A 14,669-nucleotide genomic window follows, 5' to 3' on the forward strand; every position below is an offset into this window, starting at 1 on the left:
CTCTGATAATTTTAAGTTGGATTTACTGATCACTGCGATAAGCTAAGGTTATGGCAAACCTTACACTGAAACAGCTACGCTATTTTGAAGCCCTGGCGCGCCACGGCCGGTTCCGCCATGCGGCCGATGCCTGCGCGATTTCCCAACCGGCACTGTCCATGCAGATCAAGGAACTGGAGGAGGAACTCGGCAACGACCTCTTCGAGCGCAGCGCCCGCGAGGTGAAGCTGACCGCCTTCGGCCAGACCTTTGCGCTCCGGGTGCGCGGCATCCTGCGCGCCGTCGACGAGCTTGGCGACCTTGCCCGCGCCTCGCGCACGCCGTTCCTGTCGCGCCTGCGCATCGGCATCATCCCCACCGTCGCGCCCTACCTCTTGCCCGCCATCATAAACGACCTGCACCAAAGCTTCGACGGCATCCAGATCGAGGTGCGCGAGACGATGACGGCGAAGCTGATCCAGGAATTGTCGCAGGGCGATCTCGACATGGCGATCGTCGCGCTCCCCGTCTCGGAACCCTCGCTCACCGAACTCAAGCTGTTCGAGGAGGAATTCGTGCTGGTGCGCCACCGGGAGGATGAGGGCAAGCCGACCCCCGAGCCCGACAAGCTGCGCGAAATGCGCCTGCTGCTGCTGGAGGAAGGCCATTGTTTTCGTGATCAGGCGCTGTCCTTCTGCCGCATCGGCTCGGCGCGGCCGCGCGAGGTGATGGAGGGCAGCTCGCTGTCGACGCTCGTGCAGATGGTCGGCGCCGGCATCGGCATCACGCTGATCCCGGAAATGGCGGTGCCGGTGGAAACCCGCTCGGCGCAGGTCTCGATCGCCCGCTTCCAGACGCCGCGGCCCGCCCGCACCATCGGCATGATCTGGCGCAATTCGACGCCGCTTGCCAAACAACTACTGGAGATTTCCGAGGTGGTGCGCCGCTCGGCCGATGCCATGCGCGAACGCTGCGGCCCGCTGTAACGCTCAGCTGCGTTCGATATCCCGCCGCAGCACGATGGAGGTCGTCAGGTCCTCGACATTATCCATGGTCGAGACCTCATTGCGCAATTCGTTGAGCGCGTTGATCGAGCCGACCTCGACCTCCACCACGAGATCGAGCTGGCCGCTGACGGAGGAGACCTTGCGCACGGCCGAAAAGCCCGCGAGGCGATCGAGCACGCCGATGGAGGGTGTGCGCTTCAAGGTGACGAGCAGGAAGGCCTGCACCTGCCCGTCGTCGAGCTGGCCGATATCGGCGCGGTAGCCGCGGATGATGCCGGCCTTTTCCAGCCGGCCGACGCGCTCGGTGGTCGCACTGCGCGAAAGCCCGATCCGGCCGGCGAGCGACTTCATCGGGATGCGCGCCTCCTTCGACAGGATGCCGAGGATCGTTCGGTCGATGGCGTCCGTATCCTGCATGGCCCCTCCTCCAATCCCGCCGACAAGATGACGGTTATTCCATACAAAGTGCCGGCACAACCGGCATAATGCCGGATGCGCCTGGTCGCCGTCCATGCAACTCTTGCCGCCACGAAGAGGATTGCCGTGAACGACATGCTGAAGACGACACCGGACTTTTCCATCAAGGCTGCAGCCGGGCTGCTGTCCGAGCACTACGGGCTTTCCGGCACGCTCTCGCCGCTTGCCAGCGAGCGCGACCAGAATTTCAAGGTGGAAACATCGGACGGAACCTTCATCCTGAAGATCGTCAACGCCGCCGAGCCGGAGGTCGAAAGCGACTTCCAGACGGCGCTGCTCGCCCATGTGACCGCGCATGCCGGCGACCTGCCGGTGCCGCATATCCGCCCGACGCTTTCGGGCACGAGCCTTGGCCGCACCACCAGCCCGCACGGCATCGACCACCGCATCCGGCTGGTGGGCTGGGTCGTCGGCCAGCCGCTCGCCGAAACGGGTCGCAGCGATGCCGCGCTCGAATCGCTCGGCCGCATGCTCGGCCGCTTCGATGCGGCGCTGAAGGGTTTCATGCATCCGGGCGCGCTGCGCGATCTCGACTGGGACATCCGCAAGGCAGGCCGCTCGGCCGAACGCCTGCAGCACGTCGCCTCCGCCGATGACCGGGCTCTGCTGGAACGCTTCCTCAAGCGTTTCGCGTCCCTCGCCCCGCGCCTTGCGACGCTGCGTGCCGCCGTCATCCACAATGATGCCAACGATTGGAACGTGCTGGTCGACAGCGCGGATCATGACCGCATTTCCGGCCTGATCGACTTCGGCGACGCGCTGCATGCGCCTGTCATCGCCGAGGTGGCGATCGCCGCCGCCTATGCCGGCCTCGACCACGCCGACCCGATCGGCGCGGCCGCCGCCATCGCCGGCGGCTTCCATGCGGAATATCCGCTGCTGGAAGAGGAAATCGACCTCCTCTACGACCTCATCGCCATGCGCCTCGTCACCTCCGTGACGATCTCCGCCTCGCGCCGCAGCCACACGGAAGACAATCCGTACCTCGCCATCAGCGAGCGCCCGGCCTGGACGCTATTGCGTAAGCTCGATCGGATGAACCCGCGCTTCGCCACCGCCATCCTGCGCAAGGCCTGCGGCTTCGAAGCGGCGCCCGGCTCGCATGCCGTTGCCGACTGGATCGCGAAAAACCGCAAATCACTCGCCCCCCTGCTGGAACGCCCGGCCGCGACTTACCCTGCGGCCCTCGTGCCCTATGGCGACCCGACGCACCCGATGACCGTCAAATCGGCCGCCGAACAGCCGGACGAGGCGCAGGCGATCTGGGAGGCCCATTGCCGCGAAAACGGCATCGCGCTCGGCATCGGTCCCTTCGGCGAAGCGCGCACCGTCTATGCCGGCGACATGTTCGTCTCGCGCTTTGTCGAAAACACCCGCCGCACCCATCATCTCGGCCTCGACCTCTTCATGGTCGCCGGCACGAAAGTCTTCACGCCGTTGCCGGCAACCGTCGTCAGCGTCGAGATCGAACAGGATCCGCTCGGCTACGGCTGCCTGATTGCGCTCAGCCACGAACCGGAAGGCTGCCCGCCCTTCGTCTCGCTTTGGGGCCACCTCTCGCACGAGGCCATGCAGCGTCTCAAGCCCGGCGACCGGCTGGATGCCGGCAGCCTCGTCGGCGAAATGGGTGCACCGGCGGAAAACGGCGGCTGGGCGCCGCACCTGCACCTCCAGCTTTCCACCGACACCAACCTCTCCGCCACCGAAATCCTCGGCGTCGGCGAGCCGCGCTACCTCGATGTCTGGGCGGAACTCTTCCCGGATGCCCGCACCTTCGCCGGCATCGCCGAGGAGTTTTACCAACGGCAAGGCCGGTCGCACGACGAGATCGTCAAGCTGCGGCACGAGCTGCTGCTGCCGAACCTCTCCATCTCCTACGACAAGCCGATCAAGTTCGTGCGCGGCGAGGGCGTCTGGCTGATCGACGACAGCGGCCGGGCCTATCTCGACTGCTTCAACAATGTCTGCCACATCGGCCATGCCCACCCGACCGTCGTGGAAGCGATGGCGAAACAGGCCGCCACGCTCAACACCAACACCCGCTATCTGCACGACAATATCGTCGCCTATGCCGAGCGCCTGACGGCGACGCTGCCGAAGGAATTGACCGTCGCCGGCTTCGTCAACAGCGGCTCGGAGGCAAACAGCCTGGCCTTGCGCATGATGCGCGCGCATACGGGCCGTGAAAACGCCATCGTGCTCGACTGGTCCTATCACGGCACGACCCAGGAACTGATCGACATCAGCCCCTACAAGTTCCGCCGCAAGGGCGGCAGCGGACCGAAGCCGCACATCCATGTCGCGACCATCCCCGACAGCTACCATGCGCCGGCGGACTGGCCGATCGAGGAACACGGCAAGCATTTTGCCGAAAGCGTCGCCGAACTGATCGCTGCAATGCGGGCGAAGGGCGAGGCCCCGGGCTTCTTCATCGCGGAATCGATCCCGAGCGTCGCCGGCCAGGTCTTCCTGCCGGACGGCTATCTCAAGGAGGTCTACCGCATGGTGCGCGAGGCCGGCGGCGTGTGCATCGCCGACGAGGTGCAGGTCGGTTTTGGTCGTGTCGGCAGCCATTGGTGGGCGTTCGAGACGCAGGGTGTCGTTCCCGACATCGTCACCATGGGCAAGCCGATCGGCGACGGCCATCCGCTGGCGGCGGTGGTGACCACACGAGAGGTCACCGACAGCTTCAACAACGGCATTGAATATTTCAACACGTTCGGCGGCAACCCCATTTCCTGTGCCGTCGGCCTCGCCGTGCTCGACGTCATCGAAAGCCAGGATCTGCACGGCAACGCGCTCGCCATCGGCAATTATCTGATGGACGCCTTCCGCGACATGCAGAAGCGCTACGAGGTGATCGGCGACGTGCGCGGCCTCGGCCTGTTCCTCGGCATCGAACTGGTGAGCGACCGCAGGACCAAGGCACCCGCCACCGATTTCGCACGCGCCGTCTCCAACGGCGCGCGCCGCCGCGGTGTGCTGATGGGTACCGAAGGCCCGCATGACAACGTGCTGAAGATGCGCCCGCCGATGATCTTTTCGAAACGAGACGCCGATCATCTGATCGCCGTGCTCGAAGAAACCTTCGCCGACGTCACGAGAACGCTCGGCTGAGGATCAGAAATCCCAGTCCTCGTCCTCTGTCGCGACCGCCTTGCCGATGACATAGGACGAGCCGGAGCCGGAGAAGAAGTCGTGGTTCTCGTCCGCATTCGGCGAGAGCGCGGAGAGGATGGCGGGATTGACCTTGCAGGCCTCCGGCGGGAAGAGCGCCTCATAGCCGAGATTCATCAGCGCCTTGTTGGCATTGTAATGCAGGAACTTCTTGACGTCCTCGGTCAGCCCGACGCCGTCATAAAGCGCCTCGGTATATTTCGCCTCGTTGTCGTAGAGCTCCAGCAGCAGGTCGAAGGCGAAATCCTTGATCTCCTGCCGGCGCTCCTCCGAAAGACGCTCCAAAGCACGCTGGAACTTGTAGCCGATATAGTAGCCGTGCACGGCCTCGTCGCGAATGATGAGGCGGATCATGTCGGCGATGTTGGTGAGCTTGGCGCGGCTCGACCAGTACATCGGCAGATAGAAGCCGGAATAGAACAAAAAACTTTCGAGGAAAACGCTGGCGACCTTCTTCTTCAGCGGATCGGTGGAGGCATACTGCTCCATGATCAGCGCGGATTTCCGCTGCAAGAACTCGTTTTCCTCCGACCAGCGATAGGCGTCGTCCACGTCGGGCGTCGAGCAAAGGGTGGAGAAGATCGAGGAATAGGAGCGCGCGTGCACGGCCTCCATGAAGGAGATGTTGGAGAGCACGGCCTCCTCATGCTGGGTCGCCGAATCCTCCATCAGCTTGACCGAGCCGACGCCGTTCTGGATCGTGTCGAGCAGGGTCAGACCGGTGAAGACGCGGATGGTGAGCTGCTGCTCCTCCGGCCGCAACGTCGCCCAGGACGGGATGTCGTTGGAGAGCGGCACCTTTTCCGGCAGCCAGAAATTGCCGGTGAGCCGGTTCCAGACCTCGAGGTCCTTGTCGTCCTCCATGCGGTTCCAGTTGATGGCGCGCACGGCAGCGGCCTTCGGCGCTTTGGTCTTAACCTGGATGTTCATGGTCTTCCCCGAGATCACAGCGCGCAGGAAACGCAGCCCTGCACTTCCGTGCCGGACAGCGCCATCTGGCGAAGGCGGATGTAATAGATGGTCTTGATGCCCTTCTTCCAGGCGTAGATCTGCGTCCGGTTGATGTCGCGCGTCGTCGCCGTATCGCGGAAGAACAGCGTCAGCGACAGGCCCTGGTCGACATGCTGGGTCGCCGCCGCATAGGTGTCGATGATCTTCTCCGGGCCGATCTCGTAGGCATCCTGGTAGTAGTCGAGATTGTCGTTCGTCATGAAGGCAGCTGGATAATAGACGCGGCCGATCTTGCCTTCCTTGCGGATCTCGATCTTCGAGACGATCGGATGGATCGAGGAGGTCGAATGATTGATATAGGAGATCGAGCCCGTCGGCGGCACGGCCTGGAGGTTCTGGTTGTAGAGCCCCCCTTCCATGACGGCCTTCTTCAGCTCCCGCCAGTCCTCCTGCGTCGGGATATGAACGCCGGCCTTTTCGAAAATGCCCCTCACCTTTTCGGTCGCCGGCAGCCATTCGGCCTCGGTATATTTGGCGAAATAGTCGCCGGACGCATATTTCGAATTCTCGAAACCCTTGAAGCTGACACCCTTTTCGACGGCCAGCCGGTTCGAGGCGCGGATGGCGTGATAAGTCACCGTATAGAAGTAGATATTGGTGAAATCGACGCCTTCTTCCGAACCATAAAAAATGCGCTCGCGGGCGAGGTAGCCGTGCAGGTTCATCTGGCCGAGGCCGATGGCGTGGCTGTCGTCATTGCCCTTCTCGACGGAGGGAACCGAGGAGATGTGGCTCATCTCGGAGACGGCCGTCAGCGCGCGGATCGAAGTCTCGATCGTCTGGCCGAAATCCGGGCTATCCATGGTGGCGGCGATGTTGAGCGAGCCGAGATTGCAGGAAATGTCCTTGCCCATCTTCAAATAGGACAGGTCGTCGTTGAACTCGCTCGCCTCGCTGACCTGCAAAATTTCCGAGCAGAGATTGCTCATCGAGATGCGGCCAGCGATCGGGTTCGCGCGGTTCACCGTGTCCTCGAACATGATGTAGGGGTAACCGCTCTCGAACTGGATTTCGGCGATGACCTGAAAGAAATCACGCGCCTTGATCTTCTTCTTCTTGATGCGGGCGTCCTCGACCATCTCGCGGTATTTTTCCGTCACCGAGATCTCGGAGAAGGCCACACCGTAGACGCGTTCCACGTCATGCGGCGAGAACAGGTACATGTCCTCGTTGTTCTTCGCGAGCTCGAAGGTGATGTCCGGGATGACCACGCCGAGCGACAGGGTCTTGATGCGGATCTTCTCGTCGGCATTTTCGCGCTTGGTATCGAGGAAGCGCATGATGTCCGGGTGGTGGGCGTTGAGATAGACCGCACCTGCCCCCTGCCGCGCGCCGAGCTGGTTGGCGTAGGAGAAGGAATCCTCCAGCAGCTTCATCACCGGGATGACGCCGGAGGACTGGTTTTCGATCTGCTTGATCGGCGCGCCCATCTCGCGAAGGTTGGTCAGCGACAGCGCCACGCCGCCGCCGCGTTTGGAAAGCTGGAGCGCCGAATTGATCGAGCGGCCGATGCTCTCCATGTTGTCCTCGATGCGCAGCAGGAAACACGAGACGAGCTCGCCGCGCTGCTTCTTGCCGGCATTGAGGAAGGTCGGTGTCGCGGGCTGGAAGCGGCCGGAAATGATCTCGTCGACGAGGTCGCGGGCCAGCGCCTCGTTGCCGCGGGCGAGCGTCAGCGCCACCATGCAGACGCGGTCCTCATAGCGCTCCAGGTAGCGCTTCCCGTCGAAGGTCTTCAGCGTATAGGACGTGTAATATTTGAAGGCGCCGAGGAAGGTCGGAAAACGGAACTTCTTGTCATAGGCGTGGTCGAACAGATCGCGCACGAAGTTGAACGAGTACTGGTCCAGCACCTCCTGCTCGTAATAGCCTTCCGTCACCAGATAATCGAGTTTTTCCCTGAGGTTATGGAAGAACACCGTGTTCTGGTTGACATGCTGGAGGAAATACTGTTTTGCGGCCAGCCGATCCTTGTCGAGCTGGATTTTTTCGTGCTCGTCGTAAAGGTTCAGCATCGCATTGAGGGCGTGGTAATCCAGCGCGGTGATTTCCGGGGCCTTTGCCGGCTTGTCGAGCGTCATCGTGTCCAAAATCGTTCCAATCCGTCTTTGACATTGGCGACATCCTCCGCGGTGCCCAGAAGCTCGAAGCGGTAGAGATAGGGCACTCCGCATTTGGCGGAGATCACGTCGCCGGCGATCCCGAAGGTCGCGCCGAAATTGCTGTTGCCCGCGGCAATCACGCCGCGAAGGTTCGACCGGTTGTCCGCATCGTTGAGGAAGCGGATCACCTGCTTGGGAACGGCGCCTTTCCCGTCCTCGCCGCAATAGGTCGGCACGACGAGCACGAAGGGCGCTGCGGCCTTCAGGCACTCGTCGGCGCGAAGGGGAATGCGCGAAGCCGGAAGGCCGAGCTTTTCGACGAAGCGATGGGTATTCTCCGACCGCGTGGAAAAATAGACGAGATCGCCCATCGCCCCAAACCTACCTTTGCTCTCAGGCGAGCGCGCTGATCATGTCCGGGCGGAACCCGGCCCAATGCCGCTCGCCGGCAACCACCACCGGAACCTGCCGGTAACCGAGACCCTGGACGAGCGCGAAGGCGTCGCTGTCCTCGGAAATATCGACGACGCTGTAATCGATGCCCTGGCGGTCGAGCGCGCGGGTGGTCGCGGTGCACTGGACGCAGGCAGGCTTGCTGTAGACGGTGATGGACATGGTTTTCCTCGTAATTTGGCAATTGGGCATAGGGGATCGTTCAGCCATCCGCCGATGGCCGTTCGGTGGACCGGACATGAATCAGGCAGCCGCAGACGCGCGGCCGGACTTACCGCCTACTCGCGCGGATATGCTGGAAACTGTATGACATGGACTTCACCCCGAAGAATTCATGCGGGGGCACTCGGAAAACGACAGGGCGACATCATTCCGCAACCCATCGTTCGCCTGCCGGACACCCCGCCCGTGGACGTTCATGCGCGAGGCAGGTCTCCTGGCTTGCGGGTCGGCGCATCCGTTCACCTTCCCAAGGCATTGGCGCCTCAGTGGTTTTTCGAACGAACGCTCGCCGCTTACAGTTGCGGGGGCAGCTCCGGATTGACAGGGCCATCATGGCCCCACCGGATTCCCGTCTTAGCTTCCGACCCTCTCGAATCGGAAGAACCTCGAACACAAGATATAGTATGCGAGGTAAAAAATTCGTCAACAGCTATGATGCTTGTCCGCAATATCGCTTGGGGACAAGGAAGGCGCATGCCGTAAAATCCGGCATGCGCAAGGCTCAGGCCTTGCCGTTCGGCCGGCTGATCTCGTCCAGATACCAGTCGATATAGCGCAACTCGTTCTGTTCCATCGGCGCGATCGGGCCGGGCACGAAATAGTGCGACTGAACGCCGCGCGCCGTGTGCTCGATGATCGCCTTGTCTTCCGCCGTCGTTACCTTCCACAGCCAGGTGAGCTTTTCCAGGTCGTAGTCCGTGCCCTCCTCCGCCTTGCCGTCGACGAGCCAGATCAGCTCCATTTCGCAGCTTTGCGCGGTCTTGGGGATGAAGCGGTAGATCATGCCATGGTCGGGATAACAGACGAGGAAGGTGGTGCCGCCGAGATGGATGGAGGTGACGCCGCCGTCGAAATCGGAGAAGCGGCCCATCAGCGGTGCGACCGCCGTGCCGTCCTCGCTGCCGCTCTGCACGCCGTCATACAGCGCATAGCGGAAGGCATGGATCGCCTCGCGGCCCTCGCGCGACGTCTGCCAGTGGTTGCCGGAGCCGACCTCGATGCCGAGCGCGCAGGTGCGCTCCTCCATCGCGGCGTTCAACGCCTCGATCATGTGCAGCGGCTGTTCCAGCGCATGGGTCTGCGAATATTCCGGATGCGCCGGGCCGCAATGGTAACACTCGACATAGTTTTCGACGGCGAGCTTCCAGTTGGCATCGACCGGATAGGTTTCGCGATGAGCGATCTTCGCGCTCGCCCAGCCATATTGCCCGCAGGTCGCATGCAGCAGGCGTTCGACCTCGGAAAAATCGAGCGGCTCATCGGCAAAGGAAATGAAGATCAGGCCTTCGACGACGCGCACATGCAGTGTCTTCAGCCCATGGTCCTCGCGCTTGAAATCCTTGGGCATCAGGCGGGCGGCCCGCAGGCTCCCGTCATTGCCATAGGTCCAGGCGTGATAGGGACAGACGAAGACGCGCGCATTGCCCTTCTGCTTGGTGCAGACTTCCGCCCCGCGATGGCGACAGACGTTGAGGATCGCATTGATCGAGCCATTCGCCGCGCGGGTGACGATCACCTGCTCGGTATCGATGCGGAAAACCTCGAAATCGTTGATGTTGGGAATGACGCTCTCGTGCGCGATACAGTGCCAGTGGCGCCGAAACACCCGCTCCATGTCGCGCTGGTAGATGTCGGGATCCTGATAGAACGCGCGGGCGAGGCCGTGCCCCGGCCGATGGTCTGCAACGAGGCGGTCGATACGGTCGGCAGTGCTGTCGATTACGACTTCGGCGATATGTGCCATCCCGGCAGGCCCCTCAATGACTTTTTCTCGCGGCAGTATCCAGAGGATAAAACCTCCCGGCAAGATGACCGGAAGGCCACGATTAATCGACATATTCGATTAGTGCCCCACGGGCGCCACGCGCCCGTCGCGTCCCGATGGGCCAGATTTCGCGAATTTCGACAGGGCCTCGGCCGTCTTTATGATATGTCTGCGCATTCCACCGGGCCGGCAGAGGTGCACATGTTTCGGATTCTGTACCAGGGCGACATCTTCGCCGATTATTTCCAGATTTACCTGCGCGACGAGGCGCATGCGGACCTGCCCGACGACTACACGGAAGAAACGATCGCGTGCCACCTCATGGCCGGGCCGCATGCCGTCATCCTTCACACCGTGCGCAACATGATGGTGCCGGTCTGCGTCGAATGGCACCAGCAGCGCCCCGACCTCGATCTCGACAGCCACCAGCATGTCGTCGAGGCGGGCATCACCTGCCCGTCGGGCCAACTGGTGCTGGCCGGCATGACCGAGAACGAAATGGACTCTCCCCGGCTTGCCGTGAAGGCGGGGCCGCTCGGCATTCGCGCCAGCCTCGCCGGCCTCGACACGCTCAGCACCGACGGGCTGGAAGGCGACGACCGTTACCTCTTGCAGCTTTGGCCCGGAGTGGAGGCGAAAGGCGTGCGGGTGCTGAAGGCATGGCAGACGGCCTAGATTTTGGCTGCTACCGCCCTCTCGTGGCGGTAGCAGCTTCAAAAAGAGCCTTAGCCGATGCTCATCAGGCTGGCATTGCCGCCGGCGGCGGCGGTGTTGATCGAGGTCGAGACCTCTTCGAGCAGCCAGTTGAGGCAATAGGCTTCGCTGCCCGCCTGGATTTCCTGCGTGGAGGCAGCCTGCGTCAGGACGAGCGGACCCGGCAGCGTCGCGATGCGGCGCGCAGCCTCGACGACCCTGTCGCCATCCCCTTCGATCAGCGCACCCGCATAGGGACCATCGGCCGCCCAGTCGGTCGACCAGGTGATGAGGGCGGCGAGGTTGGCCGGCAGGTCGGACACGCTTGCCTTGAGACCGGAGGCCGCATCGATGACCGCCTTGTTGCCCGTGGCGAGCACGGCGCCGAGCTGGGACAGAAGCGCCTCTTCCGTCGCCGGCACGAGAAGGATGCGGCCACGGGGATGGAGGGAATAGAGGTTGCGCTCGCCGACGGGGCCGGGAAGCTCAAGGTCGAGCCCGAGCGCCGAATTGCTGCCGAGATCGCGCACGCGATCCGCCAGTTCGGCCTTGCCCTTGCCGCGCAGCCACTGCGCGAAGTCGGTCACGGCCGGCTGGAGATGCACGGACGAGTGCTGCGGCGGCACCGGCGGCGTCTGCACGAGGCGGCCGATATAGAGCGGCCCACCGGCCTTCGGACCCGTGCCCGAAAGCCCGCGCCCGCCGAACGGCTGCACGCCGACGATGGCGCCGATGATGTTGCGGTTCACATAGATATTGCCTGCCTTCACCCGGCTGGTGACATGGGCGATCGTCTCGTCGAGACGCGTGTGCAGGCCGAAGGTCAGGCCGTAGCCGGTGGCGTTGATATCGTCGATCAGCCGGTCGACATCTTCGCGCTTGAAGCGGATGACATGCAGGACCGGGCCGAAGACCTCGCGCTCCAGATCGGCAAGCGACTGCAATTCGATGATGGTGGGCGAGACGAAGGTGCCGCGCGCGGCTTCCGCCGGCAGCGCCACCTGCTCGACCTTGCGGCCGCGGGCGCGCATCTTCTCGATATGCCCTTCGATCGTCTGCTTGGCTTCCGCCGTGATGACCGGTCCGGTATCGACGTTCAGCCGATCGGTGCGGCCGATCTTCAGTTCCGCCAACGCGCCCTTCAGCATGGTGAGCGTCCGGTCGGCGACGTCTTCCTGGAGGCACAGCACGCGCAGCGCCGAGCAGCGCTGGCCGGCGCTGTCGAAGGCCGAGGCGATGACGTCGGCCACCACCTGTTCGGCAAGCGCCGACGAATCGACGATCATCGCATTCTGCCCGCCGGTTTCGGCGATCAGCGGAATGGGTTTTCCCGAGGACGACAGGCGCCCCGCAAGCTCCTTCTGGATGAGGCGGGCGACCTCGGTCGAACCGGTGAACATGACGCCCGCCGTCTCCGGCGCACCGACGAGGGCGGCGCCCACGCGGCCATCACCCGGCAGCAATTGCAGCGCGCCGGCCGGAATGCCGGCCTCGTGCAGGATGCGCACGGCTTCCGCCGCGATCAGCGGCGTCTCTTCCGCGGGCTTCGCCAGCACCGGATTGCCGGCGACGAGGGCGGCGGCAATCTGGCCGGAGAAGATGGCCAGCGGAAAATTCCACGGGCTGATGCAGACGATGGGGCCGAGCGGCTGGTGGGCGGCGCCGAGCGTGCGGCGTGCCTGTTCCGCATAATAGCGCAGGAAGTCGATCGCCTCGCGCACTTCGGCAATGGCATTGGCCGCCGATTTGCCGGCCTCGCGGATGGCAAGGCCGATCAGCGTCGAGATCTTCGCCTGCATCAGATCGGCGGCGCGGTCGAGGCGGTCGCCACGCGCGCGCGGCGGCACGGCGGCCCACCCCGCCGCCGCTGCCAGCGCCAGTTTCGCGGCCTTCGCGACGGTCTCGCCGGAGGCTTCGGTCACGTACCCGACGACATCGGACTGGTCGGCCGGGTTGAGCACCGCCCGCTTCTCGCCATCGCTGGAGCCGTCCGCGATCTGCGGCACGGCCTGCCATTCGACGGTGGCGGTCCTGGCAAGGTCCTGCGCGAGCGTTGCGAGCACCGTCTCGTTCGACAGGTCGAGGCCGGCGGAATTCACCCGGCCCTTGCCGTAAAGCTCCGCCGGAAGCGCGATCCGATCGTGTTTTCCGCCCGGCACCGGCATGGCGCGAACGACGGCGGCGGGATCGGCGATCAGTTCGTCCACCGAGATGGCCGGATCGGCGATACGGTTGACGAAGGAGGAGTTCGCGCCGTTTTCCAGCAGGCGGCGGACGAGATAGGCAAGCAGCGTCTCATGCGTGCCGACCGGCGCATAGATGCGGCACGGCCGGTTGAGCTTTTCCGCGCCGACCACTTCGTCATAGAGCGGCTCGCCCATGCCGTGCAGGCACTGGAACTCATATTGCCCGACGCGGAAATCCGGGCCGGCAAGCTGGTAGATCGTGGTGAGCGACTGGGCATTGTGCGTGGCGAACTGCGGGAAGACCGCGTCCGTCGCCGCCAGCAGCTTTTTCGCGCAGGCGATGTAGGAGACGTCCGTGTGGATCTTGCGCGTATAGACCGGGAATTCCTCCAGGCCATCGAGCTGCGCACGCTTGATCTCGGCATCCCAATAGGCGCCCTTGACGAGGCGCACCATGATGCGGCGGCTGGAGCGGCGGGCGAGATCGATGATGAAATCGAGCACGAAGGGGCAGCGCTTGCCATAGGCCTGCACCACGAAGCCGACGCCATCCCAGCCCTTCAAAGCAGGATCGTGGCAAAGCTCTTCGAGCAGGTCGAGCGAAAGCTCCAGCCGGTCGGCCTCTTCGGCATCGATGTTGAGGCCGATATTGTAGGACTTCGCGATCGCCGCCAGCGCCTTCACCTTGGGCAGCAGCTCGCCCATCACACGCTCGGCCTGCGCCCGCACGTAACGTGGATGCAATGCCGAAAGCTTGATCGAAATGCCGGGGCCTTCATAGATCCCGCGGCCGGCGGATGCCTTGCCGATGGCATGGATGGCGTTCTCGTAGTCGCGGTAATAGCGCTCCGCATCGGCGGCCGTCGTCGCCGCCTCGCCGAGCATGTCGTAGGAATAGCCGAAACCCTTGCGCTCCATGGTGCGCGAGTTGCGCAGCGCCTCGTCGATCGTCTCGCCGGTGACGAACTGCTCGCCCATCATGCGCATGGCCATGTCGACGCCGCGACGGATGACCGGCTCGCCGCAGCGGGCGATGAGGCGCGTCAGCGCGGCGGAAAGGCCGCGGTCGTTGACCGTCGAGGTCAGCTTGCCGGTGACGACGAGGCCCCAGGTCGCGGCATTGACGAAAAGCGAGCGGCCGCCCCCCATATGCGACTTCCAATCGCCTTCGGAAATCTTGTCACGGATCAGCGCGTCGCGGGTGGCGTTATCGGGAATGCGCAGCAGCGCTTCGGCCAGGCACATGAGGGCCACGCCCTCCTGGCTGGAGAGCGAATATTCATGCACCAGCCCCTCGACGCCCGAGCCCTTGTGCTTGGCGCGCAGCGCGACGATCAGCTTGCGGGCCGTCTCGCGGATACGCGCGGTCACCTCATCCGGCAGCGTCGCCTGGTCGAGAAGCGGCCGCACGGCGTCCACTTCTGGGATGCGATAGGCGGCGGTGATGCGCTGCCGAAGCTCGCTCTGCGCCCGGATGGGCGGTGCGAAAGCGGCGAAAGCGGGAGCGTTGTGTTCGTTTGCAGACTGGACCATGTTCATCACCATCTCGGGCTATCGGCCATTCCATCCAAGCGCAGAATACATCGCCTGCCGGCGC

At 63.7% G+C, this 14,669-nt stretch carries 10 protein-coding genes and 1 riboswitch; of the genes, 3 read left to right on the forward strand and 7 right to left on the reverse strand.

All coding sequences use genetic code 11. The annotated features are described in order from the left end of the window. Window positions 1–50: 50 nt before the first annotated feature. Window positions 51–965 (forward strand): hydrogen peroxide-inducible genes activator, encoded by a 915-nt coding sequence (locus VGN93_RS20345; RefSeq protein ID WP_327508854.1) that lies wholly within the window; start codon window positions 51–53, stop codon window positions 963–965. A gap of 3 nt (window positions 966–968) precedes the next feature. Here VGN93_RS20345 and VGN93_RS20350 read toward each other — a convergent pair whose 3' ends face one another. Next, a complete protein-coding gene (locus VGN93_RS20350) occupies window positions 969–1,403 on the reverse strand; it encodes an Lrp/AsnC family transcriptional regulator (protein WP_319320085.1) in 435 nt (144 codons plus the stop codon). A 126-nt stretch (window positions 1,404–1,529) separates the two neighbouring features. Between VGN93_RS20350 and VGN93_RS20355 the strand changes: the two genes are divergently transcribed. Then, window positions 1,530–4,580 (forward strand): aminotransferase class III-fold pyridoxal phosphate-dependent enzyme, encoded by a 3,051-nt coding sequence (locus tag VGN93_RS20355; protein WP_327508855.1) that lies wholly within the window; start codon window positions 1,530–1,532, stop codon window positions 4,578–4,580. Window positions 4,581–4,583: 3 nt separating this feature from the next. Here the strand turns inward: VGN93_RS20355 and nrdF are convergent, their stop codons facing one another. The 5 genes from nrdF to VGN93_RS20380 all read right to left on the reverse strand — a co-directional run bounded on the left by nrdF (window position 4,584) and on the right by VGN93_RS20380 (window position 10,172). Next, complete coding sequence (nrdF, locus tag VGN93_RS20360) at window positions 4,584–5,570, reverse strand: class 1b ribonucleoside-diphosphate reductase subunit beta (RefSeq protein WP_327508856.1); 987 nt, start codon at window positions 5,568–5,570, stop codon at window positions 4,584–4,586. Window positions 5,571–5,584: 14 nt separating this feature from the next. Beyond that, window positions 5,585–7,732 (reverse strand): class 1b ribonucleoside-diphosphate reductase subunit alpha, encoded by a 2,148-nt coding sequence (gene nrdE / locus VGN93_RS20365; RefSeq protein ID WP_327508921.1) that lies wholly within the window; start codon window positions 7,730–7,732, stop codon window positions 5,585–5,587. Continuing rightward, window positions 7,729–8,124: a class Ib ribonucleoside-diphosphate reductase assembly flavoprotein NrdI gene (gene nrdI, locus VGN93_RS20370; RefSeq protein ID WP_327508857.1), complete on the reverse strand. Its 396-nt coding sequence runs from the start codon at window positions 8,122–8,124 to the stop codon at window positions 7,729–7,731. The genes nrdE and nrdI overlap by 4 nt, the downstream gene beginning before the upstream one ends. 22 nt (window positions 8,125–8,146) lie before the next feature. Then, entirely contained in the window at window positions 8,147–8,368 is a 222-nt protein-coding gene (gene nrdH / locus VGN93_RS20375; protein WP_327508858.1) for a glutaredoxin-like protein NrdH, read from the reverse strand. Window positions 8,369–8,615: 247 nt separating this feature from the next. Further along, window positions 8,616–8,832: riboswitch (cobalamin riboswitch) on the reverse strand. A gap of 98 nt (window positions 8,833–8,930) precedes the next feature. Then, window positions 8,931–10,172: an aromatic ring-hydroxylating dioxygenase subunit alpha gene (locus VGN93_RS20380; RefSeq protein WP_327508859.1), complete on the reverse strand. Its 1,242-nt coding sequence runs from the start codon at window positions 10,170–10,172 to the stop codon at window positions 8,931–8,933. Between the two features lie 222 nt (window positions 10,173–10,394). Between VGN93_RS20380 and VGN93_RS20385 the strand changes: the two genes are divergently transcribed. Then, window positions 10,395–10,868 (forward strand): hypothetical protein, encoded by a 474-nt coding sequence (locus VGN93_RS20385; RefSeq protein ID WP_327508860.1) that lies wholly within the window; start codon window positions 10,395–10,397, stop codon window positions 10,866–10,868. 50 nt (window positions 10,869–10,918) lie between these two features. Here the strand turns inward: VGN93_RS20385 and putA are convergent, their stop codons facing one another. Then, window positions 10,919–14,605: a trifunctional transcriptional regulator/proline dehydrogenase/L-glutamate gamma-semialdehyde dehydrogenase gene (putA, locus tag VGN93_RS20390; protein WP_327508861.1), complete on the reverse strand. Its 3,687-nt coding sequence runs from the start codon at window positions 14,603–14,605 to the stop codon at window positions 10,919–10,921. Window positions 14,606–14,669 lie beyond the last annotated feature (64 nt).

Source organism: Shinella sp., assembly GCF_035998705.1.
Lineage (GTDB): Bacteria > Pseudomonadota > Alphaproteobacteria > Rhizobiales > Rhizobiaceae > Shinella.

Excerpts from the sequence above, each read along its gene's own strand:
- VGN93_RS20385 (WP_327508860.1), top strand. The coding sequence starts at position 10,395 with ATGTTTCGGATTCTGTACCAGGGCGACATCTTCGCCGATTATTTCCAG.
- nrdF (WP_327508856.1), bottom strand. The coding sequence starts at position 5,570 with ATGAACATCCAGGTTAAGACCAAAGCGCCGAAGGCCGCTGCCGTGCGC.
- nrdE (WP_327508921.1), bottom strand. The coding sequence starts at position 7,732 with ATGACGCTCGACAAGCCGGCAAAGGCCCCGGAAATCACCGCGCTGGAT.
- putA (WP_327508861.1), bottom strand. The coding sequence starts at position 14,605 with ATGGTCCAGTCTGCAAACGAACACAACGCTCCCGCTTTCGCCGCTTTC.
- nrdH (WP_327508858.1), bottom strand. The coding sequence starts at position 8,368 with ATGTCCATCACCGTCTACAGCAAGCCTGCCTGCGTCCAGTGCACCGCG.
- VGN93_RS20345 (WP_327508854.1), top strand. The coding sequence starts at position 51 with ATGGCAAACCTTACACTGAAACAGCTACGCTATTTTGAAGCCCTGGCG.
- VGN93_RS20350 (WP_319320085.1), bottom strand. The coding sequence starts at position 1,403 with ATGCAGGATACGGACGCCATCGACCGAACGATCCTCGGCATCCTGTCG.
- nrdI (WP_327508857.1), bottom strand. The coding sequence starts at position 8,124 with ATGGGCGATCTCGTCTATTTTTCCACGCGGTCGGAGAATACCCATCGC.
- VGN93_RS20380 (WP_327508859.1), bottom strand. The coding sequence starts at position 10,172 with ATGGCACATATCGCCGAAGTCGTAATCGACAGCACTGCCGACCGTATC.